This is a genomic window from Candidatus Accumulibacter aalborgensis (genome assembly GCF_900089955.1).
Taxonomy (GTDB): domain Bacteria; phylum Pseudomonadota; class Gammaproteobacteria; order Burkholderiales; family Rhodocyclaceae; genus Accumulibacter; species Accumulibacter aalborgensis.
This window is the reverse complement of sequence record NZ_FLQX01000013.1, coordinates 1-24898: the sequence shown is the minus strand read 5'-3', so window position 1 is coordinate 24898 and position 24898 is coordinate 1. Positions and strand designations below refer to the sequence as shown.

28 protein-coding genes are annotated in these 24898 nt (G+C 63.2%); 19 read left to right on the top strand and 9 right to left on the bottom strand.

Translation table 11 applies throughout. The features are described from left to right. Positions 1 to 82 precede the first annotated feature (82 nt). On the top strand, positions 83 to 922 hold the full coding sequence (locus tag ACCAA_RS01930; RefSeq protein WP_186405563.1) for a PEP-CTERM sorting domain-containing protein: 840 nt from the start codon (positions 83 to 85) through the stop codon (positions 920 to 922). A gap of 156 nt (positions 923 to 1078) precedes the next feature. Here ACCAA_RS01930 and ACCAA_RS01925 read toward each other — a convergent pair whose 3' ends face one another. Beyond that, the gene (locus tag ACCAA_RS01925) at positions 1079 to 1516 is read right to left on the bottom strand and encodes a DUF29 domain-containing protein (RefSeq protein WP_186405562.1); all 438 of its coding nucleotides are present in this window, start codon (positions 1514 to 1516) and stop codon (positions 1079 to 1081) included. Between the two features lie 252 nt (positions 1517 to 1768). On the opposite strand from ACCAA_RS01925, the gene ACCAA_RS01920 reads away from it, so the two are divergent. The 3 genes from ACCAA_RS01920 to ACCAA_RS01910 all read left to right on the top strand — a co-directional run bounded on the left by ACCAA_RS01920 (position 1769) and on the right by ACCAA_RS01910 (position 2794). Further along, the gene (locus ACCAA_RS01920) at positions 1769 to 1999 is read left to right on the top strand and encodes a hypothetical protein (RefSeq protein ID WP_186405561.1); all 231 of its coding nucleotides are present in this window, start codon (positions 1769 to 1771) and stop codon (positions 1997 to 1999) included. After that, a complete protein-coding gene (locus ACCAA_RS01915) occupies positions 1990 to 2178 on the top strand; it encodes a hypothetical protein (RefSeq protein WP_245754385.1) in 189 nt (62 codons plus the stop codon). The genes ACCAA_RS01920 and ACCAA_RS01915 overlap by 10 nt, the downstream gene beginning before the upstream one ends. A 115-nt stretch (positions 2179 to 2293) precedes the next feature. Continuing rightward, entirely contained in the window at positions 2294 to 2794 is a 501-nt protein-coding gene (locus ACCAA_RS01910; RefSeq protein WP_186405560.1) for a pyridoxamine 5'-phosphate oxidase family protein, read from the top strand. Positions 2795 to 2866: 72 nt separating this feature from the next. Here ACCAA_RS01910 and ACCAA_RS01905 read toward each other — a convergent pair whose 3' ends face one another. Further along, a complete protein-coding gene (locus tag ACCAA_RS01905) occupies positions 2867 to 3664 on the bottom strand; it encodes an alpha/beta hydrolase (RefSeq protein WP_186405559.1) in 798 nt (265 codons plus the stop codon). A gap of 194 nt (positions 3665 to 3858) precedes the next feature. Here ACCAA_RS01905 and ACCAA_RS01900 point away from each other — a divergent pair, with 194 nt between their 5' ends. Continuing rightward, positions 3859 to 6477: a bifunctional aconitate hydratase 2/2-methylisocitrate dehydratase gene (locus tag ACCAA_RS01900; protein ID WP_186405596.1), complete on the top strand. Its 2619-nt coding sequence runs from the start codon at positions 3859 to 3861 to the stop codon at positions 6475 to 6477. Positions 6478 to 6534: 57 nt separating this feature from the next. On the opposite strand, the gene ACCAA_RS01895 is transcribed toward ACCAA_RS01900, so the two are convergent. After that, entirely contained in the window at positions 6535 to 6867 is a 333-nt protein-coding gene (locus ACCAA_RS01895) for a HepT-like ribonuclease domain-containing protein (RefSeq protein WP_186405558.1), read from the bottom strand. Positions 6868 to 6905: 38 nt separating this feature from the next. Further along, positions 6906 to 7196, bottom strand: a complete 291-nt coding sequence (locus ACCAA_RS01890) for a nucleotidyltransferase family protein (protein ID WP_186405557.1) — start codon at positions 7194 to 7196, stop codon at positions 6906 to 6908. Positions 7197 to 7567: 371 nt separating this feature from the next. Between ACCAA_RS01890 and ACCAA_RS01885 the strand changes: the two genes are divergently transcribed. After that, the gene (locus tag ACCAA_RS01885) at positions 7568 to 7879 is read left to right on the top strand and encodes a CCDC90 family protein (protein ID WP_186405556.1); all 312 of its coding nucleotides are present in this window, start codon (positions 7568 to 7570) and stop codon (positions 7877 to 7879) included. A gap of 48 nt (positions 7880 to 7927) precedes the next feature. Further along, complete coding sequence (locus ACCAA_RS01880; RefSeq protein ID WP_186405555.1) at positions 7928 to 9577, top strand: caspase family protein; 1650 nt, start codon at positions 7928 to 7930, stop codon at positions 9575 to 9577. Positions 9578 to 9707: 130 nt separating this feature from the next. On the opposite strand, the gene ACCAA_RS01875 is transcribed toward ACCAA_RS01880, so the two are convergent. Further along, a complete protein-coding gene (locus ACCAA_RS01875; protein WP_186405554.1) occupies positions 9708 to 9878 on the bottom strand; it encodes a hypothetical protein in 171 nt (56 codons plus the stop codon). A 99-nt stretch (positions 9879 to 9977) separates the two neighbouring features. Between ACCAA_RS01875 and ACCAA_RS01870 the strand changes: the two genes are divergently transcribed. The 3 genes from ACCAA_RS01870 (at position 9978) to ACCAA_RS01860 (ending at position 13339) form a co-directional block, all read left to right on the top strand. After that, entirely contained in the window at positions 9978 to 10505 is a 528-nt protein-coding gene (locus tag ACCAA_RS01870) for a GNAT family N-acetyltransferase (RefSeq protein ID WP_186405553.1), read from the top strand. Positions 10506 to 10709: 204 nt separating this feature from the next. Further along, entirely contained in the window at positions 10710 to 11933 is a 1224-nt protein-coding gene (locus tag ACCAA_RS01865; protein WP_186405552.1) for an MFS transporter, read from the top strand. Between the two features lie 65 nt (positions 11934 to 11998). After that, positions 11999 to 13339 carry an anaerobic C4-dicarboxylate transporter gene (locus ACCAA_RS01860; RefSeq protein ID WP_186405551.1) on the top strand — a complete coding sequence of 447 codons (1341 nt, stop codon included), beginning with the start codon at positions 11999 to 12001 and terminating at the stop codon, positions 13337 to 13339. Between the two features lie 121 nt (positions 13340 to 13460). Here the strand turns inward: ACCAA_RS01860 and ACCAA_RS01855 are convergent, their stop codons facing one another. Beyond that, positions 13461 to 14363 (bottom strand): LysR family transcriptional regulator, encoded by a 903-nt coding sequence (locus tag ACCAA_RS01855; protein ID WP_186405550.1) that lies wholly within the window; start codon positions 14361 to 14363, stop codon positions 13461 to 13463. Positions 14364 to 14476: 113 nt separating this feature from the next. Here ACCAA_RS01855 and ACCAA_RS01850 point away from each other — a divergent pair, with 113 nt between their 5' ends. The 5 genes from ACCAA_RS01850 to ACCAA_RS01830 are packed head-to-tail and all read left to right on the top strand — an operon-like array spanning position 14477 to position 17649. Next, positions 14477 to 15295 (top strand): DODA-type extradiol aromatic ring-opening family dioxygenase, encoded by an 819-nt coding sequence (locus tag ACCAA_RS01850; protein ID WP_186405549.1) that lies wholly within the window; start codon positions 14477 to 14479, stop codon positions 15293 to 15295. Positions 15296 to 15306: 11 nt separating this feature from the next. Continuing rightward, entirely contained in the window at positions 15307 to 15849 is a 543-nt protein-coding gene (locus ACCAA_RS01845; RefSeq protein WP_186405548.1) for a cytochrome b, read from the top strand. Between the two features lie 32 nt (positions 15850 to 15881). Then, complete coding sequence (locus ACCAA_RS01840; RefSeq protein WP_186405547.1) at positions 15882 to 16454, top strand: YceI family protein; 573 nt, start codon at positions 15882 to 15884, stop codon at positions 16452 to 16454. Positions 16455 to 16481: 27 nt separating this feature from the next. Continuing rightward, positions 16482 to 17051, top strand: a complete 570-nt coding sequence (locus ACCAA_RS01835) for a YceI family protein (RefSeq protein ID WP_186405546.1) — start codon at positions 16482 to 16484, stop codon at positions 17049 to 17051. A 10-nt stretch (positions 17052 to 17061) separates the two neighbouring features. Then, the gene (locus ACCAA_RS01830; protein WP_186405545.1) at positions 17062 to 17649 is read left to right on the top strand and encodes a malonic semialdehyde reductase; all 588 of its coding nucleotides are present in this window, start codon (positions 17062 to 17064) and stop codon (positions 17647 to 17649) included. A gap of 12 nt (positions 17650 to 17661) precedes the next feature. Here the strand turns inward: ACCAA_RS01830 and ACCAA_RS01825 are convergent, their stop codons facing one another. Then, positions 17662 to 18741: a zinc-dependent alcohol dehydrogenase family protein gene (locus ACCAA_RS01825; RefSeq protein ID WP_186405544.1), complete on the bottom strand. Its 1080-nt coding sequence runs from the start codon at positions 18739 to 18741 to the stop codon at positions 17662 to 17664. A gap of 164 nt (positions 18742 to 18905) precedes the next feature. Here ACCAA_RS01825 and ACCAA_RS01820 point away from each other — a divergent pair, with 164 nt between their 5' ends. The 4 genes from ACCAA_RS01820 to ACCAA_RS01805 are packed head-to-tail and all read left to right on the top strand — an operon-like array spanning position 18906 to position 22713. Continuing rightward, positions 18906 to 19991: an ABC transporter ATP-binding protein gene (locus ACCAA_RS01820; protein ID WP_186405543.1), complete on the top strand. Its 1086-nt coding sequence runs from the start codon at positions 18906 to 18908 to the stop codon at positions 19989 to 19991. Next, on the top strand, positions 19984 to 20832 hold the full coding sequence (locus tag ACCAA_RS01815; protein ID WP_186405542.1) for an ABC transporter permease: 849 nt from the start codon (positions 19984 to 19986) through the stop codon (positions 20830 to 20832). Before ACCAA_RS01820 ends, ACCAA_RS01815 begins: the two co-directional genes overlap by 8 nt. Next, on the top strand, positions 20829 to 21629 hold the full coding sequence (locus tag ACCAA_RS01810) for an ABC transporter permease (RefSeq protein ID WP_186405541.1): 801 nt from the start codon (positions 20829 to 20831) through the stop codon (positions 21627 to 21629). The genes ACCAA_RS01815 and ACCAA_RS01810 overlap by 4 nt, the downstream gene beginning before the upstream one ends. A 4-nt stretch (positions 21630 to 21633) precedes the next feature. Continuing rightward, positions 21634 to 22713 carry an ABC transporter substrate-binding protein gene (locus ACCAA_RS01805; RefSeq protein ID WP_425394440.1) on the top strand — a complete coding sequence of 360 codons (1080 nt, stop codon included), beginning with the start codon at positions 21634 to 21636 and terminating at the stop codon, positions 22711 to 22713. Between the two features lie 77 nt (positions 22714 to 22790). On the opposite strand, the gene ACCAA_RS01800 is transcribed toward ACCAA_RS01805, so the two are convergent. Both ACCAA_RS01800 and ACCAA_RS01795 read right to left on the bottom strand, forming a co-directional pair. Next, on the bottom strand, positions 22791 to 23270 hold the full coding sequence (locus tag ACCAA_RS01800) for a hypothetical protein (RefSeq protein WP_186405540.1): 480 nt from the start codon (positions 23268 to 23270) through the stop codon (positions 22791 to 22793). A gap of 12 nt (positions 23271 to 23282) precedes the next feature. Then, positions 23283 to 24053 carry a DUF2092 domain-containing protein gene (locus tag ACCAA_RS01795; protein ID WP_186405539.1) on the bottom strand — a complete coding sequence of 257 codons (771 nt, stop codon included), beginning with the start codon at positions 24051 to 24053 and terminating at the stop codon, positions 23283 to 23285. Between the last annotated feature and the right edge of the window lie 845 nt (positions 24054 to 24898).

Here is a 24898-nt window from a genome sequence, read left to right as displayed (position 1 = left end):
CGTTGTTGTAATTGATTGAAACAGTTTTCGGCATAATTCTTGCTCTCATGTGAGGGTCAATACCCAACGGAGGAGATCTCACATGTTCAGCCAAACGTCTCGCATGACCCCGCGTGCCCGTGCCCTGAGTGGACGGTGCCGCACCATCGCATTGACCATCGTTGCCTCGGCCATCGCTGCGAGTCTGATCGCCACGCCGGTCGCCGCCACGACTCTGTTTCAGGAAGACTTCGAGGCTTACGCGGTCGGCAGCAACGTGACCGGGCAGGGTGGCTGGGTGCCAGATTATGTGAACAACGCGCTGAACGTTGGCAACGGTTCGTTCCTGCCGACCAAGGTCTTGAATGGGCTGGCTCCGACCAATGGCGCACTGAATTTCTCGGCCCGTCCTCTGGGGTTTGCCCTCGACCCGAACCGCATCACGACGTTTGCTTTTGACGCCTATGCAACATCCAGTGGAAGAACACACAACGCGGTGATCGGGCTCGGCAACGCGAGCATTCCACTGTTCACGACGAGCGGGTTGTACTGGGAACCGTTCTTGCTCACTGCGGCTGGCCCTCGTTGGCGCTTTGAGGTTCAGAACTTTACCGGCAATCCCAGCGACTTCATTGATGTGTCGGGAGGCTACGACACTCCGGTGAAGATGAGCATCGTTATTGATGGTGTCGCCAACGAGGTCTACGGCGTCTATGACTTCGGCAGCGGCGCCCACCAAACACCGCACTACGCCATCACTGACGCCCAGATCGCTACACTCAACGAGGTCGGTGTCGCGTTCGACTTCCGCGGTACTCGGGGTCCCGAGTTGGACAACCTGCGGCTGTTCGACAACGTTTCCGCCGCTGTGCCGGAGCCAGGTACCGCGTTGCTCTTCGCCGCTTCCGTCGGTCTGCTCGGCTTCACCAGACGCCGTAGCTAGCCCCGTAGGTCGGGTTAGGCCATAGGCTGTAACCCGACACTTTCGCCGCAGGATGTTGGGTTACGCCCGGTGGGCTGACCCAACCTACGACTACGACCGTTGGCCAAGTCTCTCAACGTGATGACCGCTTGAGTGCTCGTTCGTGCGCTATCGTGGCTACGCGTCGGGAAGCCAGCCTTCGTCGAGGACTTGTGCTTCAATCGCCCAGGGACACTCGTCGGGGAAGCAATCGACGTTGGTCTCCTGCACGGCCTGGGCAACAGCCTTGGCCCATACTACCTTGAGCCACCGCGCCTCTTGCAGTCTGGGAATCAGACTTGGCGTGTCGTCCAGTCCGTAAGCGATTTCCATGCGTTGTGCGCGGATGGTCCTCTGCCAACTGGCGCAGCGCCTTTCTGCCTGGTACTTCCATTTGAGCAAATGCGCGAGGAGCACCGCCATCCGGCTTGCCAGTTCACGCTGTTCGCTCTTGCCCACGTCCTCGATCTCCTCGGCGATGTGTTCCCGGTCGAGCAACTCGAAGCGTCCGGCACGAATGAGTTGGGCCTGTTCGTTCGCCCACGCCACGACATCCGTTTCGTAGCTCGTTCCCACGCCGACCTCCAGTCCAAAAAAACCTGTGCCCGCTTGATTCTAGCGCACAACGGGCGTTGGCGAACTGATGAACAGGCGAATGAGCGTCGCAGACGAGGAGTCGACACGACGCCGTACGCAGCTAATCGTTCACTCCTGCTTGCCGCTCCCGGGATGGCAGGGAGCGCGGGGAGCAGCGGATGCGTTCCTCAAGGCATTGGCAAGTGCGAGAATCGGAAATCGGAGTGTTGGAAATCGGAGTAGCATGGATCAATGGGATTCTGTATTGTCGGGAAGATCGCGAGTGTGGAGACCATCGCCGAAGGCAGTGGTATTCGGGACCTTGCCCTGCTGCGGCAGCGATACGGAGTTGGCTATTGGCGCAAGAAAAAGGGTATCGCCATCCTGCGCCTCCCTGATGGGACGACGGCCAGGGCCGAAATTCACTGGTATGAGGCGCACGGCATCGGCAAGGCGACACTGAAGATAAAGGGATGGCTATGAAGTTCGTGGTTTGCCTGTCTCGCGAAGGTTTTGGCGAGTTCTCGACGGTTGATCTGACGCTTGGGCGGCTCTATGAAGTGCTTGCCCCGGCGGACAGCCACGGCATGCTGCGGATCATCGACAATTCCGGCGAGGATTTTCTTTATCCGGCTTCTCTTTTCGAAGCTGTGGAGGTGTAGGAGCAAACATCATCGCAGCGGAGCTATCGATGACCACCCTCAAGCCCACCCAGATTGACAATACAGACAGCCCTCCGCGGAGTGGGGCAATGAAAATCTTCCGAAAGCCGGTCACATGAATTCTCCCGAGACCATCCAGCAGGTCCTGCAGCGCTTGCTTGCCTCCCAGAGGTACGCGGTCCTGGCGACCGAGAACCAGGGGCAGCCCTATACAAGCTTGATGGCATTTGCCGTCACCGACGATCTGAAGGCGCTGATTCTGCTCACCGGGCGGGGGACGCACAAGTACGTGAACCTGATGGCCAATCGTCGTGTGGCGATGTTCATCGACAACCGCGAGAACGTCGGCTCCGATACCGAGGAGGCGGTGGCGGTCACCGCGTTGGGCGAAGCTGAGGAGGTGGCCGGCGACGAAGGCGCCGGGCTGCGGCATTCGTACCTCGCGCGCCACCCCTATCTGGCCGTGTTCGCGACATCCCCCTCATGTGCCGTCATGCGCGTCCGGGTCAAGTCTTACCTCGTCGTCAGGCGCTTCCAGGAAGTCGAGGAGTGGCGTCTTGGGCCGCAAGGGCCGGAGGATGTGCCGACCGAAGGGAAGCACCTCGGTCGCAATTGATGCGCTTCGTACCTCAGCGCGTCCTGCGGATCTGCTCACCCCGTCAGGCGCAGCGCGTGCAGGAAGGCTGCCTCAGGGTTGCCGTTCGAGCCAGTCGGCGATTCTCTCGGCGGCTGCCTGCCAGTGAGCGTCGAGCATCAGCGTATGGCCGGCGCGCGGAATCACCGCCACGTCGGCCCGCCAGCGCGTAGCGGTGAAAGCAAGCATATGCGGCGGGAAGACCGCATCGGCTTCGCCGCCGACGACCAGAACCGGCAGCTTCGGCCGTTTCTTGCCGACGCGCATCGCCAGTAGAGTCAGGTCGAGGATGGCACGGCGCGATTCGCCCTGGAACAGGGCGCCGAAGCGCTTCAGATCGTCGGTGCTGGTCTCCGGCGAGTAATAGACGTCGCGAATCGTTGCCAGCGTTTGCTCGCTGTACTCGCCGCGGCTGGCACGCGCCTGTTCGCTGAAGAAGGCCGGCTCGGTGAAGGCGATCTTCATCGTCGCGCCGAGAATGCCGGTGGCCGGCACCGGCGCCATGAGGATCGCTGCGCGCGCCTGGTGCCGTTCGAGGAAGCGTTCGACGACCACGGTGCCCATCGAGTGGCCGATCAGAATCGCTTCTCCGCCAAGTCCTTCCGCCACCTGCGCCAGGTCGTCGGCATAGTCGTTTATGCCGTAAGAATCGAGTTGCTCGCGGCCCTCGCTGCGGCCGTGGCCCGACAGGTCGAGCGCATGGCAGTCGAAGCCGCGGCGGCTGAACCAGGGCAGGAAGTAGGCGTCCCAACAGCCCGCCGTGGCGTAGCCGCCATGGACAAAAATGAGCCGCGCCGAGCGGCTGGGGCCGACCGCTGGTCGGTGCAGGGTATGGATGTGTCGACGTTTCATGATCTACCGGAATGAGCCAACAGACAGGGATGTCAGGCGCCCTTTCCGAGAGTATCGCTGGCCGTGCCACGCGCGGTCAATCAGCGATTGCCAGACAGAACCCCTCCGCCAGCCGCGGCGTCAGCCCGACCTTGCCTGCCTTGCAGTACAATGAACGTTTTGCTGCCGTACAACCTTTGAGAAAGGACGTCGCTGTGCTGGAATCCTATCGTGCCCATGTTGCCGAGCGCGCTGCGCTTGGCATTCCGCCGCTGCCGCTGACTGCCAGGCAGACCGAGGAACTCATCGGACTGCTGAAGAACCCGCCGCAGGGTGAAGAAGAGAACCTCGTCGAGCTGATCACCCATCGTGTGCCGGCCGGCGTGGATGACGCAGCCAAGGTCAAGGCCGAGTTTCTGGCCAGGGTGGCCAAGGGCGAGGAAGCCTGCGCGCTGATTTCGAAGGAGAAGGCAACCGAACTGCTCGGCACCATGCTCGGTGGTTACAACGTCAAGCCGCTGATCGACCTGCTCGCTGGCCCGACCGGCGTGATCGCCGCCGAAGGCCTCAAGAAGACCTTGCTGGTCTTCGATTTCTTCCACGATGTCAAGGAACTCGCCGACCATGGAGTCAACCCAGGTGCGGCCAACGCCAAAGGCGTGCTGCAGAGCTGGGCCGACGCCGAATGGTTCACTTCGCGCCCGGAGGTTCCCGCCTCGCAGAAGCTGACCGTTTTCAAGGTCACCGGTGAGACCAACACTGACGACCTGTCGCCGGCGCCGGACGCCTGGTCGCGTCCCGACATTCCGCTGCACGCGCTGGCCATGCTCAAGAATGCGCGGCCAGGAATCGAACCCGACACCGCCGGCGAGCGCGGCCCGATAAAGCAGCTCGATGAACTAGGCAGACAAGGCAACCTGATCGCCTACGTCGGCGATGTCGTCGGCACCGGTTCGTCGCGCAAGTCGGCGACCAACTCGGTCCTCTGGTTCACTGGCCAGGACATTCCCTTCGTTCCCAACAAACGCTTTGGTGGCGTCTGCCTGGGGTCGAAGATCGCACCGATTTTCTTCAACACCATGGAAGATGCCGGGGCGCTGCCGATCGAACTCAACGTCGATCAGATGGACATGGGCGACGAGATCGAGCTGAAGATCGATACCGCCACCTCTAAGGTGACGGCGCTCAAGAACGGTGCCGTGATCGCCGAATCGCAACTGAAGACGCCGGTGATCCTCGACGAAGTGCGCGCCGGCGGCCGCATCCCGCTGATCGTTGGCCGCGGCCTGACGACACGGGCGCGCGAGGCGCTGGGCCTGCCGGTATCGACGCTGTTCTGCCTGCCACAGAACCCGGCCGATACCGGCCAGGGCTATTCGCTGGCGCAGAAGATGGTCGGCCGGGCCTGTGGTTTGCCGGAAGGCAAGGGCATCCTGCCGGGCACCTATTGCGAACCCCGGATGACCACCGTCGGCTCGCAGGACACCACCGGCCCGATGACCCGCGACGAACTCAAGGACCTGGCCTGCCTCGGTTTCTCGGCCGATATGGTCATGCAGTCGTTCTGCCACACCGCCGCTTATCCGAAGCTGGTTGACGTCAAGATGCACCGTGAATTGCCGTCGTTCATCAGCACGCGCGGCGGCGTCGCGCTGCGTCCCGGCGACGGAATCATCCACTCGTGGCTCAACCGCCTGTTGCTGCCCGACACCGTCGGTACCGGCGGCGACTCGCACACGCGTTTCCCGATCGGCATCTCTTTCCCGGCCGGCTCCGGCCTCGTCGCTTTCGCTGCCGCCACCGGCGTCATGCCGCTCGACATGCCGGAATCGGTGCTGGTGCGCTTCAAGGGCTCGCTCGCCGAAGCCGGCAAGCGCGGCGTCACCTTGCGCGACCTGGTCAACGCGATTCCCTATTACGCCATCAAGGCGGGCCTGCTGACGGTCGAGAAGAAAGGCAAGAAGAACATCTTCTCGGGCCGCATCCTCGAAATCGAGGGATTGCCAGACCTGAAGATCGAGCAGGCCTTCGAACTCTCTGACGCCGCGGCCGAGCGGTCGGCCGCCGCCTGCGCGGTGGCGCTGAACAAGGAACCGATCATCGAGTACATGCGCTCGAACATCACCCTGATGAAGTGGATGATCGCCAACGGCTACCAGGACGCGCGCACACTTGGCCGCCGCATCAAGGCCATGCAGGCGTGGATCGCCAGGCCCGAACTGCTCAAGGCCGATGCCGACGCCACCTACGCGGCGGTGATCGAGATCGACCTCGCCGAAGTCACCGAGCCACTCGTCGCCTGCCCGAACGACCCGGACGACGTGAAGCTCCTGTCGACTGTCGCCGGCGACAAGATCGACGAAGTCTTCATCGGTTCGTGCATGACCAACATCGGTCACTTCCGTGCCGCCGCCAAGGTGCTCGAAGGGCGGACCGACATTCCGACGCGGCTGTGGATCGCCCCGCCGACCAAGATGGACGCGACGATCCTCAACGAGGAAGGTTACTACGCGATCCTCGGCAAGTCGGGCGCGCGCATGGAAATGCCCGGCTGCTCGCTGTGCATGGGCAACCAGGCGCAGATCCGGAAGGGCAGTACGGCGATGTCGACCTCGACGCGCAACTTCCCGAACCGCCTCGGCATCGACACCCGCGTCTACCTCGGCTCGGCCGAACTCGCCGCCGTCTGCGCCTTGCTCGGCAAGATCCCGACGCCGGCCGAGTACCTTGATCAGGTGCAGGCGGTCAATGCCAAGGCGGCCGACATCTATCGCTACATGAACTTCGATCAGATCAAGGAATTCAGCGACGTCGCGGATACGGTGACCGTGTAAGCGTCAAGTCAGCGGCAGTCTGAAACGCCCCTGGAAGGAGACTTCCGGGGGCGTTTTTCAAAGATCTTCTCGATACGGTGTCTCATGCAGGACTTTGGCCAATTTCTCTTCAAGCTCAGGCAACGACATTTTGATCGTATCCCAAACCACTTCCAGATTTATCTCGAAGTACCCGTGGGCCAGGCGATTTCGCATGCCGCGCATCGACCGCCATGGAACCTCCGAGTGCTGCTCTGCCCATTCAGGGTATGCGTTACCAAGCTGCGTGGCCGCTTCGCCAAGAACAAGGATATTCAGAATGACCGCCTGCTGAGTTTTCCTGTCGGCGAAGAATTCTTCGCGGCTCGTTCCTTCTACGTAGCCGTGCACCAGACGAATCGCGTCGATCATGTGTCCGACATAGTCGAGTTGCCGCAATCGCCGTGCATTCACAGGGCTCGGGCTTCCTGCAACACCTGTTGGCGAAATTTTTCGGGTAGATCGCCCGGCGTCAGAACGTCCACCGGGATTCCCAGCAAATCTTCAAGATCGATCTGGATGCCGCCTAAATCCAGCAAGGTGGCACCCGGCAAGGGGTCAACGAGCAAGTCCAGATCGCTGCGTTCGGTATCCTTCCCGTGCAGAACAGAGCCGAACACCCGCGGCTTCGCAGCATGGTGGGCGGCGACGATCTCCAGAATTTTTTGGCGGTTCTGCTCGAGAAGTTTGGACGGAGTCACTGATTCCCTTATTCCAGTCTGATGACGGCATTCACGAGTTGTGCTTTGAACCCAAGTGCGCTCTTGCTGCCTGGCATTCTAGTCTGATTTCGAAGCAGAGCCCTGAGCGCCTGTGAAAACGGCTTCATTCATGGATTTCGTCCGTTCAGTGAGCGCGAATGGCGCCCGTTGCGGCTGCGCTAAGGTCATGGATCGAGCACGTTGCCCATCGCTACATGAACTTCGATCAGATCAAGGAGTTCAGCGACGTCGCGGATACGGTGACCGTGTAGCGTCAGCGCAACAGCCGAAGCAAAGTCGCCTTGCCAGGAGACTGGTGGGGCGTTCGTTTTTCGAAGGCGACGGTCGCGTCTTCTTGCGCGACTGGCACAGTGAGCCGCAGGCCGGGGCGGCTTGTCAAGCGCGTCGAGTTCTGCGTGTTCGTCTGCGCTATACTTTCCCCCGTGGGCGCAGTCACTTTCGATACTCTGGAGGCCATCCGGCGCCTACGCGATGCCGGCTTCGACGAGAAGCAGGCGGAAACGGTCGTTGGCGTGCTTTCCGACGCGCAATCGAATCTGGTAACGCGGGAGCACTTCGACGCCAAGTTTGCGGTGGTTGAGGCGAAGATGGACAAGTTGTCGTGGATGATGGGTGCCTTGATCGCCATCGTCGCAGCCAATTTCGCCAAGCGGTTCTTCTGACTCACGCCAGCACCGAGTTTCACGGATAGCAAGGAGCCGGATATGACCATGAGCCGACAACGCTCAACGCGCATCGCCCGCACGCTATGCGCCTCGCTGACGCTTCTCGCACCGCTTGCCGTCTCTGCTGCCGCGCCCGATCCTGTCGCGGGAAGAATCGCCCTGGTGATCGGCAACGGCGCTTATGCCGCCGCGCCGCTCGTCAATCCAGCAGCGGATGCCCGCGCAATCGCCGAGCGTCTGCGCGAGGCGGGTTTCCGTGTGACGCTGAAAACCGACGCGCCACGTCGCGAGCTGCAGGATGCGATCCGCGGTTTTGGCGATGCGCTGGCGCGCGATAACCAGGCAGTTGGCGTCTTCTACTACGCAGGCCATGGGGTTCAGCTCAACTGGCGCAATTTCATGCTGCCGGTGGATGCGCGAATCCGGCGTCCGGCGGATATCGCGGCGCAGGGCGTCGACGTCGGCTTGTTGCTCGACAGCCTCGGCCGAGCGCGCAATCCACTCAATCTGGTGATCCTCGACGCCTGTCGCGACAACCCCTTCGGCCGCGATTTCCGCACCGACGACCGCGGATTGTCACAGCTCGACGCGCCGCCCGGCACGCTCCTCGCCTACGCCACTGCGCCCGGCAATACGGCCGACGACGGCGAAGGCGCACACGGGTTGTATACCGAGAACCTGCTGAAGGAAATGAAAGTGCCCGGAGCACCGGTGGAAGATGTCTTCAAGCGCGTCCGTCTGGCCGTCCGACGGGCGTCTGAAGGAGCGCAGATTCCGTGGGAGAGCACCTCGCTGGAAGGCGATTTCGCCTTCGTTGGCGGCAGCGGCCGCGACCCGAGCCGTGAGCAGAAGGAGTTTGAAGCGGACCTGGCCACCTGGAACATGCTGCGCGAGGCGACGACGCCCGAGCCGCTGGAAGACTTCATCCGGCAGAGGCCGAGTGGCAAATTCGCCGAGCTTGCCCAGTACCGGCTCGATCTGGTGCTGCGCAAACGCGGCGAAAAGCCCGTCCACGCCGCACCTCCACCGCCGCTTGGACCCGAGATGTGCGTGCCCATTGCCGCTGACGGCAAGGCCAGTCCCTACAGCGGCCAGACGGCTTCTTTCCGTCCCGGCGAGCGCTACACCTATCGCACCGTCGATCTCCTTGCGCAGACCGAGACCGCGCGCAGCACCGATACCGTCCTCAGGATCGTCGGCGACGAGGTGTTGTACAACGACGGCAGCAAGGTGTCCGACCTGTTCGGCAACAATGTCCGGGCGCCCGACGGCAAGCGCTGGACGCCCTACCAGTTCTTCATCAACGACTACGCGCTCGGCAAACGCTGGCCGACGCAGTTCATCATCACCCAGCCGGACGGCACGACCGTCGGCGTGCGTTTCGAGGTGCGCGTCGCCGGCCGCGAACGTATCACGCTTCCGGCGGGCACTTTCGACAGCTACCGCATCGAAGCCCGAGGCTTCGACCTGGCCAGCGGCGCTCAACTGGAGCGTACTGCCTGGGTCGCACCGGAACGTTTGCGCGGTGTTCTGGCGATGGAGAGCCTGTCTCGCAAGGGTGGAACCGTGGTCAGCGGGGAGCGGGTCGAACTGACCGATTACGCTGCCGGCGTTCCCCCTGTGATTCCTGCGGCGAAACCGTCAGCGCCTGCGGAAGAGAAGCAGGACGGACGCCGATGGCCGTTTTCGTATTGAGCAACCGACGGCTGCCGACGCTTGGGTCTCATTTCGCTGCGCGCAGCAAGTGAGGGAAACGGTTATGTTTTCATGATCCGGGGTGTCTTGATAGGTCATGACCGTTTGGGGACCCACGACCCAGGCACAACTACTGCCGGGCGCCATGCGCCCGCGACGGTCTGCGCCAGCAGGCGGGCTTCTGCAGGCGTGAGACATCCACCCGTTGAGCAGCAAAGATCTCCTGCGCCAGCGCCCAGCGATGATGCTCGGCCAGCGAAACTCCGGCAATTTGTTGAAACCACTTCTGAATGCGATTCATGGTGAGTGACTCCTCCCTGGGGACGATTGGATCGAAATTCGCGACCACTGGGCAAGAATAGCAGACAACTGTATGGATGTACAGTATTGAGTGACGATCATGAGTGACTATCCACAGGATTTGGTCAGCACGCGCCGCTTGTCCGACGGCCGGGCGGTGACCATCCGCCCGATCCGCCCCGAGGACGGTGAGTTGGTGCAGGGCTTCGTGCGCCATCTCTCTGATGAATCACGGTATTCGCGCTTCATGGCCCAGTTGCACGAGCTGTCGGCGAGCAAGCTGAGGTACTTCACCCAGATCGACTACGATCGGCATCTGGCGCTGATTGCCGTAGCCGTGCAGGCTGACCGGGAAGTCGAAATAGCCGTCGCGCGCTACGCCGACTTGCAGCCGAGCGACACTTGCGAGTTCGCCATCGCCGTCGATGATGCCTGGCATGGCTCCGGGGTGGCGGGCATCCTGATGACGACGCTGATCGAGGCGGCGCGCGAACGCGGCTTCAAAAGGATGGAAGGTACGGTCCTGGCCACCAATCACAAGATGCTGAAGTTTATCCGGCCGCTCGGTTTCGCGGTGCTCGTCGATCCCGACGACGCCGGCACGTTGCGGGTCGTGCGACCACTCTAGCGCTCAGTGAAGCACCTCGGGCCGCAGCGGATCGAGATGTGCTGTGGCCCATGCGGTTTCACTTGTCCTGATCGATACTGGTTGAGCGGGGTAGCGCGCGGCTGACGAGTGGTCCGGCCAGCAGCGCGATGGATTTTGTCGGGCGATAACGTTCTGGTCGGCGAGAAGCCGTTAGACTACGGTTACCAGCCCCGGAACATCGCCATGACCAACGCCACCAGGCCGCTGCCCAAGACGCACGATCTCGAAGTGATTTCGCTGATCGGCTTCGTGCATGGCGTTTCGCATTTTTTCCACCTGCTGTTGCCCCCGCTGTTCCCGTGGCTGATGAAGGACTTCGGGCTCAGCTTCACCGGCATCGGAGCGACGATGACGATCTTTTTCATCGTTTCGGCGATCGGCCAGGCGCTGGCCGGCTTCCTCGTCGATCGCTACGGCGCGGCCAGGGTCGTCGGGGGCGGTATCGGCTGCTTTCTCGTTGCTGCGCTCCTGCTCTCGGTCGCCGAGGGGTACGCCGGGCTCGCCGTCGTCGCCGCACTCGCCGGGCTGGGCAACAGCGTTTTCCATCCTGCCGATTTCACCGTTCTCAACCGCCACGTTTCGCCGCCCAGGCTCAGCTACGCCTTTTCGATTCATGGCCTCTCCGGCAATCTGGGCTGGGCATTGGCGCCGGTGTTCATGACCGGAATTGCCGCCGCCGCCGGCTGGCGGGTAGCTGCCCTGGCCGCTGCCGGAGTCGCCGTCCTGGCGCTGGCCTTGCTCTTCTGGCGCTACCGCACGCTCGCCGATCCACCGGGTAACGTCCATGCCAGTGACTCCGGACAGGCGGTTTCAGTGTTTGCCTTTCTGCGCTCGACAGCGGTCTGGCTTTGTTTCGCCTTCTTCTTTCTGATCACCACCGCTTTCGGTGCCATCCAGAATTTTGCCACACCGATCCTGCAGAACCTCTACGGGCTGTCGCTGGCGGCCGGGGCGACGGCGCTCTCTGCCTATCTGCTCGGCGGCGCCGGCGGCATTCTTACCGGCGGCTTCCTGGCCCGGAAGGGCGATCAGGAACGCCTGATCGCCGGCGCCCTCGGCGCCGGGGCGATCCTGGCCGTCGCCCTGGCGACGCTGCCGCTGCCGGCGTCGGCCGTATTGCCGCTGATGGTGTGCATTGGCTACTGTACCGGCATTGCCGGCCCCTCGCGCGATCTGCTCGTGCGCCGTGCGGCTACGTCGCGTTTCGGCCAGGCTGCGTACGGACGCGTTTACGGGTTTGTCTACTCCGGACTGGACGCGGGATTGGCGCTGGCGCCGCTGGCCTTTGGCGGCTTGATGGATAGTGGACGCTTCGCGGCGGTGCTGGTGGGTATTGCGGTCTTGCAGGGCCTGGCTATCCTGACTGCTTTCCGGGTGGGCGGCGTTACTGGGCAGGCAGTGGCCTGAAGGCCTTCCCGGTTGCGCAAGTCAGGGCGGGTTAACGTGGTAAATACAGAAAAGGGGGGTCCATCATGATGCTGACTCTGGAATTGCTGCTCATTCTTGCCTGTCTGTTCTACGGCGCGCGCAAGGGTGGCGTGGCGCTCGGATTGCTGGGCGGTATCGGCATCGTCCTGCTGGTCTTCGTTTTTCACGTGCCGCCGGGCAAGCCGCCGGTCGACGTGATGCTGACCATCGTCGCGGTGGTCGCCGCGTCGGCTACCCTGCAGACTTCGGGTGGCCTGGAGGTGCTCTTGCTGCTGGCGGAGAAGGTCTTGCGACGTAATCCCAAGTACGTATCTATCCTGGCCCCCTTCGTCACCTGCTTCCTGACGATGCTGTGCGGTACCGGGCACGTGGTCTACACGATGCTGCCGATCATCTACGACATCGCGATCAAGAACGGTATCCGGCCGGAGCGGCCGATGGCAGCGTCTTCGATTTGCGCCCAGATGGGAATCATCGCCAGCCCGGTTTCGGTGGCCGTCGTTTCATTGGCCGCCTTTCTGGCCAAAGCGCCTGCCGGTGCGCCGGTGATCGGTTTCGTCACGCTGCTCTCGATCACCATCCCGTCGACACTCGTCGGCGTGCTGATGATCGGCATCTTCAGTTGGTTCCGCGGCAAGGATCTCGACCAGGACGAGGATTTCCAGAAGTTGATCAGTGACCCCGAAAACCGCAAGTTCGTTTATGGCGAATCGGTGACGCTGCTCGGCAAGACGCTCGAGCGTAGCCAGTGGCTGGCGATGTGGATCTTCGTCGCGGCGATTGCCGTCGTCGCTGTCCTGGGCGCGTTTGAGGCGCTGCGGCCGCAGTTCGACGGCAAGCCGCTGTCGATGGTGCTGACGATTCAGATGTTCATGATGATGGCCGGCGCGCTGATCATCATTTTCACCAGGACCAACGCGGCGGCGATCGGCAAGAGCGAGGTCTTCCGTGCCGGAATGATCGCCGTCGTCGCTGTTTTTGGCGTTGCCTGGATGGCCGACTCGGTGTTCGACGCCAACCTGCCGGTGATCAAGGCCGGACTGACCGACCTCGTCAAGACGCAACCCTGGACCTACGCCGTCGCGCTCCTGATCGTCTCCAAGTTCGTCAACTCGCAGGCGGCCGCGATCAGCGCGATGGTGCCGGTGGCGCTGTCGATCGGTGTCCCACCGGGCTATATCGTCGCGTTTGCCGCGGCGTGTTACGGCTACTACATCCTGCCGACCTACCCCAGCGACCTGGCGGCCATCCAGTTCGACCGTTCGGGAACGACGCACATCGGCAAGTACCTGATCAACCACAGCTTCATCGTGCCCGGCCTGATCGGTGTTGGCACTTCGTGCGTCATCGGCTATCTCCTGGCCACGGCGCGCGGGCTGGTGTGAGCCTTTTTGCAGTTGCGTAGGGTGCATAACCAACGGGCATTGCGCCGGCCTGACGAGGCATGTGGTGCAATTCGGTGCAATGCGCTGCGCTTATTGCACCCTACATGCGCACCCCACATGCCTACGAACCTTCCCAGCAAGGCCGGCTGCCGATTCGTTCGGCCAGATAGTCGACCAGTACCCTTACGCGCTGCGGTACGTAGCGATTGCCGGGGAGGATGACGTGGATGCCGAGTTCGGGCATCGGGTAATCGCTCAGGATAACGCGTACGCTGCCGGCCTCGATCGCTGCGGCGGTCATGAAGGTCGGCTGGACGGTGATGCCCAGTCCGCGACCGGCGGCGTCGAGCAGCGCATCGCCATTGTTGGCCCGCATTCGGCTGCGCATCGGAAAGGTGGTCATCACCCCGTCGACCAGGAACATCCACCCCTCCTGCTGGGTCGGCAGGTAGACCAGACACTCGTGCTCGGCCAGTTCCCCCGGATGCTTTGGTTCGCCGCGGCGGCGCAGGTAGTCCGGCGAGGCGACTGCCAGCAAGCGACTGTTGCCGATTCGCCGCGCGACATCGAGCGGGTCCAGGCGCTGCGTGATGCGAATCGCCAGGTCCAGTCCTTCGTCGACCAGCTTGACGCGGCGGTCGGTGAAGTCGATCTCGGTGGTCACCTCCGGGTAGGTAATCGTGAAATCGATCAGCAGCGGTGCCAGGTGGCGCAGACCAAAACTCAGGGGGACGCTGAGGCGGATGATGCCGCGGGGTTCCTCGCGTTCGTCGGCGAGGCCGGTCTCGGCCGCTTCGACCAGGTTCAGGATTTCCCGGCAACGTTCGAGGTAGGTCGTCCCGGCCGAGGTGAGGGTCAGACTGCGCGTGCTGCGAGCGATCAGCTTGACGCCGAGGTGAGCTTCGAGCCCGGCGATCTGGCGCGTGATCACCGAGCGCGCCACGTCCGTTTGACGGGCCACCGCGGCGAAGCTGCCCAGTTCGGCGACGCGCAGGTAAATGCGCATGCTGTCGAGACGATCCATTCTCCCTCCTCATCGTTGCTGAAGAAGCAACAAGCAATTGCAGATTGTCGTCTATATCGCTGCCAATAAGTGAACTACAGTTCGGCCATCGCAACCGTTAAAGAATCGTGCAAATGGCCAACCCATCGCTTCCCGCTCTTTTCGTTGCCCACGGCGCGCCGACCATGGTGCTCGAACCGGGAGCTGCCGGCGCCGCTCTGGCCCGAGCAGCCGCCAAGCTGCCCAGACCGCGGGCGATCGTCGTCGTCAGCGCCCATTGGCAGACCGAACTGCCGACCGTCGGCATTGCTCCCCAACACGCGCCTCAATTCGAGACGATCCACGACTTTTCGGGTTTCCCGTCGGAACTGTACCGAGTCCGCTATCCGGCGCGCTGCGACCTCGGCGTTGCCGAACAGGTTCGCGGCTTGCTCAACAGCGGCGGCTTTGACACGCAGGTCGACGACAGCCGCGGCCTGGACCACGGCGCCTGGACGCCGCTGCTCCTGATGTACCCGGCGGCGGACATTCCGGTGATCCCCATTTCGCTGCACAGAGGCCGCGGTCCCGTGCACCACTTCCAGGTCGGGCGCGCGCTTGGCGCTCTGCTCGCCGATGGCGTGCTGCTGCTGGCGTCAGGCAACCTGACACACAACCTCGGCGACTTCCGCCGCTCTCTCGGCGATGGTGGGCGAACCCCGGCGTACGTGCGCGAGTTCGCCGACTGGATGTGGCAGCACATCGCCACCGGCGACGAGCAAGCGCTGCTCGCCTACCGCCAGCGGGCCCCGCACGCCGTCCGTGCGCACCCAACTGAAGAGCATCTGTTGCCGCTCTACGTTGCCCTCGGCGCCGCCGGCCGCGCCTGTCGGCCCGAGTGCCTGTACACTGGCGTCGATTTGGTCGTCCTGGCGATGGACAGCTTTGCCTTCTGGCCGGCCCGTTCAAGCTGACGGAGAACCCCATGCCCGATACCCGCTACACCCTTACCGCGATCGTCCTGCACTGGCTGATGGCCCTGCTGCTGGTCGGCCTGTTCACCGTCGGCCTGTACATGAGCGATCTGCCCTTGTCGCCTCAGAAGCTGAAGATCTACTCCTGGCACAAGTGGGCCGGGGTGACCGCTTTCACCTTGGTGCTGATCCGCCTCACCTGGCGTATCGGTCACCGGCCGCCGGCCTTGCCCGCGATGCCCGGCTGGCAGAAAGCCGCCGCGCACGGTATGCATCATCTGCTCTACCTGCTGATGATCATCATTCCGCTCTCGGGCTGGCTGATGAGTTCGGCCAAGGGCTTCCAGACTGTGTACTTTGGCGTCCTGCCGCTGCCCGACCTGGTGCACAAGAACAAGGAACTCGGCGACCTGCTGAAGACCGTGCACGCCAGCCTCAACTACGGCCTCGCCGCTTTGGTCGTCGCCCACTTCGGCGCCGCGCTCAAACACCATCTGCTCGACCGCGACGACGTGCTGTCGCGGATGTTGCCCTTCCTGGCCGGAAGTCGCTGAACCCGGCCGCAACGCTACGCATGGAGAAGCTCATGATCACCCTTCGCCTCATCCTTGCTGCGCTGGCGTTTGCCGCAGCAGCTTCGGTCAGCGCGGTCGAGTACAACCAGTTCCTGGCCGACAAGAGCACGCTGAGCTTCGTTTCCCGGCAGATGGGCGTGGCCATCGACGGCCGCTTCAGGAAGTTCGTCGCCACCCTGGCCTTCGATCCGGCCAGGCCGACGGCCGCCCGTGCTCGCCTCGACCTCGATCTGGCCAGCATCGACGCCGGTTCACAGGACGCCGATGACGAAGTGGTCGGCAAGCCGTGGTTCAATCTCAAGGCCTTTCCGACGGCAAGTTTCGTTTCCTCCGCCATCCGCCCGCTCGGCGGCGACAAGTTCGAACTCGCCGGCAAGCTGACGATCAAGGGCAAGACGCAGGAGATCAGCGCTCCCTTCACTTTCCGTCAGGACGGCAGCAACGCTGCATTCGATGGCGCTTTCACGCTCAAGCGCCTCGATTTCGGCGTTGGCGACGGCGTGTGGTCCGATGTGAGCACCGTCGCCAACGAAGTCCAGATCAAGTTCCACATCGTCGCCGCGCCGGTAGCGGCGCGCAAGTAAGACAACCCACACCAGGAGTTCCATCGTATGAAAAAGCCAATTGCCCTCTTTGCCCTCGCCACGGTGTTCGCCTCCGCGGCCTTCGCCGCGGCGGAAACCTATGTCGTCGATCCCAACCACACCTATCCGCGTTTCGAATACAACCATTTCGGCTTCTCGAACCAGATCCAGCGCTTCGACAAGACCTCCGGTACGATCGTCGTCGACCGCGCAGCGAAGACCGGGTCGGTGGACATCGTCATCGACGCGAAGTCGGTCGACACCGGTTATCCGCTGTTCAACGAGCACCTGCAGGGGGAAGACTTCTTTGACACCGCCAAGTACCCGACGATTACCTTCAAGTCCACCGCCGTCAGGTTCGACGGGGACCAGCCGGTCGCCGTGGACGGCAGCCTGACGATCAAGGGAATTACGCGGCCGGTCACGCTCAAGGTCACTTCGTTCCAGGCCATGCCGCACCCGATCACCAAGAAGGAGGCTATCGGCGCCAACGCCGTGGCGACGGTCAAACGTTCCGAGTTCAATGCCGGCAAGTACGTTCCCAACGTCAGCGACGAGGTCAAGCTGATCATTTCTCTCGAAGCCATGCAGCCGTAAAGGACGCACGATGCCTGCCCTGACCGCCGAAGCGCTCGATCAACTTTTCATCAGCGCCCGAACCCACAACGGCTTCGCCGCCGAGCCGATTCCCGAGGCCACGCTGCGTCGCCTCTACGACCTGATGAAGTGGGGTCCCACCTCAATGAACTGCCAGCCGGCGAGGCTGGTTTTCGTGACCACGCCCGAGGGCAAGGCGAAGCTCGCCCCGGCGCTTTCTCCCGGTAACCTGGACAAGACTCTGGCCGCACCGGCGACGGTGATCATCGCTACCGACAGCCTCTTCCACGAGCATCTGCCGACGATGTTTCCCTCGTACGACGCCCGGCCAATGTTTGCCGGCAACGCCGAGCTGGCTGCCGGAACGGCGTTTCGCAACGGCACGCTGCAAGGCGCCTACCTGATCATTGCCGCGCGCGCGCTGGGTCTCGACTGCGGTCCGATGTCCGGCTTCGACGCCGGCAAAGTCAACGCTGCGTTCTTCCCCGACGGGCGTTGGCAGGCCAATTTCCTCTGCAACGTCGGCATCGGCGACCCGGCCAGGCTGCATCCGCGCGGACCGCGGCTGAGTTTCGAGGAAGCGTGTCGGATCGCCTGACCAGGCGATCGATCACGAGAGGGGAAAGGCTGCCGGTGGCGGGGATGCGGTGGCGGTTGGCTTTTCCCTGCCGGGAGTGGCTCCTTGGCGCTGATTGCTGCTGCCCGCGTCGGTGATCAACACTGCGGCACCGCGTAGCTGGCCGGCCCTCAACTGCTGCAAAGCCTCGTTGGCCGCGGCCAGCGGAAATGTGGCCACTTCGGTTTGCACCCCCGCCTTCGGCGCGATGGCGAAAAACTCGTCGCCATCGCGCCGGGTCAGGTTGGCGATCGAGCGCAGGTGCCGCTCTCCCCACAGGAGGGCATAGGGGAACTCGGGAATGGGGCTCATGTGGATGCCGGCGCAGACCACGGTGCCACCTTTCGCCGTGTGCGCCAGTGCCTGCGGCACCAGATCGCCGACCGGTGCGAAGAGAATCGCTGCGTCCATTGGCTGCGGTGGTGCCTGGTCTGCACCTCCGGCCCAGGCGCATCCCAACTGGCGTGCGAAATCCTGCCCATCGACATCGCCCGGCTTGGTGAAGGCGAAGACTTCACGCCCTTGCCAGCGAGCCACTTGCGCGATGATGTGCGCGGCGGCGCCAAACCCGTAGATGCCGAGGCGCTGCGCGTCGCCGGTAGCGACCAACGAGCGATAGCCGATCAGTCCCGCACAGAGCAGCGGCGCCGCCTCGGCGTCCGAGTAGGCGTCGGGCAGGGCGAAGCAGTAACGCTGATCGGCGAGAGCGAAATCGGCGTAACCGCCGTCGAGCGTGTAGCCGGTGAACTCTGCCGCGTCGCACAGGTTCTCTGCACCGCGCGCGCAGTAAGGGCAGTGACCGCAGGTACTCCCCAGCCAGGGAACGCCGACCCGCTGGCCAAGAGAAAAGCGTTCGACCCCGGGGCCTTTTTCGACGACGATGCCGACGATTTCGTGGCCGAGAACGAGCGGCAGTCTGGGCTGCGTCAGATCGCCGTCGATGACGTGCAGGTCGGTCCGGCAGACGCCGCAGGCCCGCACCTCGAGCACGATCTGCCCAGCCCCGGCGCTTGGCCGAGGCACTTCGGCCAGTCGCAAGGGCTCGCCCGGTGCATCCAGAATCATCGCTTTCATGCGGCTCTCTCCGGCACGTGATCCGCTGGCCAGCGCCTGGGTGGCACGGGCAGGCAAGCCGATTCTATTCCCCCGCGGTCGGTGGACGCAACGGCGGTGGCGAGCGGGAGCGGCGAAAGACGGCTTCACAGGCAGGGACTTCCTGCGCTAGACTATCTCCCACCATGGCCCTTCTCGATATCCGCAACGTCAGCCGGCGCTTCGGCGACCTCAAGGCCCTTGACGACGTTTCGCTGTCGATCGAGGCCGGTGAATTCTTCACCCTGGTCGGCCCTTCGGGCTGCGGCAAGACCACACTGCTGCGCATAATTGCCGGTTTCGACGATCCCGACGGCGGCGATCTGCTGCTCGATGGGCAGTCGCTGGCCGGTATGCCGCCCGAAAAGAGGCCGGTGCACACGGTTTTCCAGAGCTACGCGCTGTTTCCGCACCTGACCGTGGCGCAGAACGTCGCTTTCCCGCTGCAGATGGCCGGCAAGAGCGAGTCCGAGATCCGCAGCCGTGTGAAGGAAACACTCGAGTTGGTCCATCTGACTGACAAGGCGCGCCAGTTTCCACACGAACTCTCCGGCGGGCAGAGGCAGCGTGTCGCACTGGCCCGCAGTCTGATCAACAATCCTCGCCTGCTACTGCTCGACGAACCGCTGGCCGCGCTCGACGCCAGGCTGCGCGTGCAGATTCAGGGCGAACTCATCGCGCTGCAGCGCGAGGTTGGCATCACCTTCGTCTTCGTCACCCATTCGCAGGAGGAGGCGCTGGCGCTGTCGCACAGGATCGCGGTAATGAACGAGGGACGCATCGTTCAGATCGGCGCTCCCGAGCAGATCTACAGTAGCCCGAAAAATCGTTTCGTCGCCGACTTCATCGGCACCATCAACCTGCTTTCCGTCGACGTGCGGGAAGCGACCAGCGATCACCTGCGGCTCCATGCTGCCGGGCTTGGCGAGATCACCAGCGTGCCGGCCAGCGGGGTTGCCGCCGGCCAGCGAGGGGCTTTCGCTTTACGTCCGGAACAGGTGAATGTGGTCGCGCCGGGCGACTTTCAGGAACTGGACAACCACTTCCATGGCACGGTGCGTGACCACCTGTACCTCGGCGATGTCACCCTCTACAAGATCGCGCTCGATAATGGTGTCGTGCTCGAGGCGCTGCTCACCAATTCGCTCCCCGGATGTGTCCGCTTCCTCGAACGTGGCGACCCGGTCGGCGTTGGCTGGCGGCGCGAGGCAGGGGTCTTCCTGCATGACTGAAAAGCGGCGCCATCAGGTCAGCCAGAGAGATGCGCCTACCAGGTGGCTGGTCAGCCTGCCGCCGACGCTGTTCCTGCTCGTCTTTTTCCTCGCACCGGCGCTGCTGATGATCGGCGCCTCGTTCCAGCAGCCGGGCGATTTCGGTGGGCTGGCACCGGCCTGGCAGAATGGCCAGTTGAACCTGTCGCTGGAGACCTACCATTTCTTCTTCGGCGACTGGATCTATGCGGAGATCTTCTTCCGCTCGTTCCTCGTCGCTGCGGCGACAACGCTGATCTGCCTGTTGCTGGCCTACCCGCTGGCCCTGGCCATTGCCGGCAGCGCCAGGCGCCATCGCCACCTGCTGGTCCTGCTTGTCATCCTGCCGTTTGCCAGCAACTTCCTGATCCGCGTCTACGCCTGGATCATCCTGCTCGGCCCGGCCGACCTGCTGTATACCCCTTTCGCGGTGATCGCCGGCATGGTCTATGTACACCTGCCGTTCATGGTTCTGCCGCTGTACACCAACCTGGACAGGCACGACTTGGCGCTGCTCGAAGCGGCGCAGGATCTCGGTGCCGGCACCTGGACGCGCTTCCGACGCATTACCCTGCCACTCTCACTGCCCGGAATCTGGGCCGGTTCAGCGCTGGTCTTCATCCCGGTACTCGGCATGTTCGCCATTCCCGAACTGCTCGGCGGCACGCGCGACATCCTGGTTGGCAACCTGATCAAGGAGCAGTTCCTCGACAACCGCGACTGGCCGCTTGGCTCGACCCTGTCGATCGTGCTCACCGCCGCCGTGCTGCTGCTGGCCGCGCTTTCTGCGCTGGTCGGGCGGCCGCGCCGGAGCGCCCCATGACGGCGGGCCGTGCCAGCCGCAAGAGATGGCTGTGGGCTGCGGCGCTGACTGTCTACGCCTTCCTCTACGTTCCGCTGGCGGTGGTCGTGCTGTTCTCGTTCAACGACTCGCTACTCAATGCCGAATGGGTTGGCTTCACGACGCGCTGGTACGTGACGCTGTTCGACGATGAGCAGATGTTGCGCGCCGCCGGCAACTCGCTGTTCATCGCCCTCAGCGCGGCGAGCGCAGCAACCGTTCTCGGGACCATGGCCGGGCTGGCCATGCACCGCTGGCGGTCGGGTTTCCAGCGCGTCCTGCCGTTTCTGGTACTGACGCCGGTGGCGATGCCCGAGATCCTGCTCGGCGTGTCGCTACTGATTTTTTTCCGCCAGGTGCTCGACCTCACCCTCGGGCTGACCTCGATTCTGCTTGCGCACATCACTTTCTCGATCGGCTTCGTCGCCATCGTCGTCCGTACCTCGCTCGCCATGCAGGACGAAAGCCTATTCGAAGCGGCGCGTGATCTCGGCGCCAGCCCTTGGCAGACCTTCCGGCGCGTCACGCTGCCACTGATTCTGCCGGCCGTGCTGGCCGGTTTCCTGATGAGTTTCACGCTCTCGATCGACGATTTCGTGATCACCGTTTTTGTCGCCGGCGTCGGTGTCACGACGCTGCCGCTGCAGATCTACTCGATGATCAAGGTGGCGGTGAGTCCCGAAGTGAATGCCGTCTCGACGCTGCTGATGGCGCTGACGCTGACGCTGATCGCGCTGGCCGCGAAACTGGCGCCGGACGCGCTGAAGGGCAGGGCGTGAAGGCGTGAGAACACTGCTCGCTCGCTTTTCCTCGGTCTCCGCGGTCCTGCTGGCCGTCCTCGCGCCGCTGGCGCACGGTGAAGAAGTCCTCTACCTGTATATCTGGAACAGCTACCTCTCGGAGGACACCGTCCGCCGTTTCGAGGCGCATTGTCATTGCCGCGTGAACCAGGATTTCTACTCCGACAACGAGGAGATGCTGGCCAAACTAGAAGCCGGTGCCAGCGGTTACGACCTGCTCGTGCCGACCGGCAACGCCGTCGAAGCGCTACTGCGGCAGCAGGCGCTGCGCCCGCTCGACAAGCAGAAGCTGCCGAACCTGAAGAACGTCAAGGCACGTTTTCGCGACCCCTGGTACGACCCCGGTATGCGCTACGCAGTGCCTTATGCGACGACGCTGACGCTGCTCGGCTACAACGCCACCAAACTGGCCGAACTCGGCTTGCCGACCGACACCTGGGCGCTGATCTTCGAGCCGCGCTACCTCGAAAAGCTCAAGGGCAAGGTGACGGTACTCAACAGCCAGCGCGAGCTGATGGCAGCGGCGATGAAATACCTCGGCTACTCGGTCCAGGAGACCGACCCCGCCCGCTGGGCAGAAGCCAAGCGCCTGATCCTGCGCGCCAAACCGTACTGGGCAACGTTTTCCAACAGCACCTACATCAAGGACCTGGCGATCGGCAACATCTGGGTCGCCCACGGCTATTCGAGCGACATGTACCGCGCGCAGCAGGACGCGCGCGAAGCCAAGCGGCCGTTCTCGATCGATTTCCGGCTGCCCAAGGAAGGCGCGGTGCTGGCGGTCGACAGCTTCGTCCTGCACAAGGGAGGCAGTCGCCCGGACCTCGCGCACCAGTTCATCAACTTCATGCTCGACGGCGCCAACGCCGCCGACGGCTCCAACCTGATCGGCGCGGGCAATCCGAACGCTGCCGCGACCGAGCACATCGTTCCCGAGATTGCCGGCAATCCAGGCATCTTCCCGCCCCCGGACGACCTGCAGCGCCTCGAAATGCTGCGCGACTTCGACCCGAAAACGCGTCGCATCCTGTCGCGGATGTGGACCGAGATCAAGGTTCGCTGAATTCGTCGGGGTCAGCCGGCGGTGCGCGACGAAGCGCGCGGACCGCCAGCCGCGGCGGTTCTCTCGCGCCGCTGGGCTCAGTAGGGCGGATTGATGACCACGTACTCGACCGTGCTGCCGACATACTGCGGTTGATACCAGGAACTGCCGCACTGCTGATAGACCATGCCGTTGTAGTTGACCGGCGCGCAGTTGGCCGGCACGGTTCGTACGACCGAGCCGACGACGGCTGCGGTCACCGCAACAGCGGCGGTGACCGCAGCGGCGGTAGCGACCGGGTGATAATTGTTGTCCCAGCCACCTCTGCGATTGACATCGACATTGACATTGCGGTTGACGTTATTGACGCTGGTGTTGCGCACGTTGGTGGCGCGTACGTCGCGATGGCTGTTATTGACCTGCATGCCGCGTCCACCGCCGCCAATATTGCCACCACGGCCACCGCCACCACCACGGCCACCGCCACCGCGGGCCTCAGCGATAGGGGCCAGCGCGAAGCTGGCCAGGAGAACAACGCTCAAGGGAGCCAGGAACAGTTTGCTGAATGACTTTTTCATGTGGGCGCTCCTTTACTGGCTATTCAGTGGACGAATTCCGATGGCGCGGGCATCACTGGGCGGCGTGAACTTGAAGATCGTATCCTTGAACGTCGGCTTCAGGTTCCAGGCCATGTAGGAGACCGATTGCGGGCGGGCTTCGTCAGCGCGGTTGGTGATCACGAGCTTGCGCGGCAGCGGCGCCTCGCCGGTCGTGATCCAGATCTGCCAATCGATCGTGCCCTGACGAAACGCGTAGTGATCGCACAAATCCTTGCCGATGAAATCCTGGCCGGCGTTCATCGCCGAGTCGATCTTGTCGAGTGGCGCTGCATCGGTGCCCCAGAGGAAAAGGTCCTGGAGCGGAACCTGCACGCCGTACTTGACTTCCAGTTGGTCGATCATCCCGCCGATCGTCGCGGGCACTTCGGTTGTGGCGTAGTACTTCAGTGCGGGCGTATAGAGAGTGGCTGTCTTGCCGTCATAGATCAGCTCACGCTCGGCGCGCGCGCTCCACATCAGGGCGCGCAAGCTGTTCGGGCGCTGCACCTGGATCTCGGCCGACGAGCTCTGCTGCAGTTTTTGTCCATCCTCGAGAACCGTCTCCGAAGACAGCTCCGTCCTGGCCTGAAAACGGTGCAGCGTCTGCAGGTAGGCGCCCATCTTCTTCAGGGCCTGAATCGACCCAGGATCAACAACGTTGACGACCGGTTGGGCAGTGCTCGCTGGAGCAGGCTCGGCGTAGAGGCCGGGTGCTGCGAGCGACAGCGCCAGCAAGCTCAGGCAGAGTTTCTGACGTACCATGGTTTTCTCCTGGGTTGGGCAAGGGTTTCCGAAAGGAAAACAGCACAGCGGCCGCCTCCGTTCGCCGATGATTATATAGCGGCCGGGCAAGGCGAGACAGCTTCAGCTTCCATGACCGGCAGGCGCGTGAGCCTGAAAGTGGCCACTCGCTGATCATGGCTCCGCTGTGATGGAGGTGATCGCTGCCCAGCGGGGCGCAGCCCTGAAGCATGACCTCCTAAGCGCAGTCGTAGGAAGGCTTTGCCACGACCGAGAAAAATAACTTTCGCAATGGGGGGGTGGCTAAACGCTCGCGCGGGCTTCTGGCAGAATACCGGTGGCGAAAAAGTTGGCATTACAGCGGCAGGGTCTGCGATGGAAGTGATTGAGTCGAGAAGTTGGGTGCACTGCGGTCGCGAGTTCAGTGCGGCTGATGTGGCCGAGATCTGCACGACGGTGGCGTGGCTGCCGGGATTGGCGCGCCAGGAATTGGCGGCGACGCTGTGCGAGCATCTGAGTTGGCTCACGCTGACGGGGACGGCGAAGATCGACGCCTGCCTGGAGTTCCTGGCGCGTTTGCAGGCGGCCGGGCTGCTGGTATTGCCGGCGCTGAGGCCGTCGCCACCGCGCCGCCGGTTGGCAGTGGCTTGGGGAGACCAGCGGGCGCGGGCTGGCCCGCCCCGGCCAGTCCTATCACAGCACGCCCCGCCAGGTGTGGGTCAAGCCGCTGAGCCAGCAGTTCTCATTTCAAATTCCATGGTAGCGAGTGGTGAGGGTAAGGACTGTTGGATGGGGTAAGTCAACCGGTGTCTGGGGCGTTGGGAGCGAGGCGCTGCTGCATGAAGCGCATGAGGTGATCCCAGTCA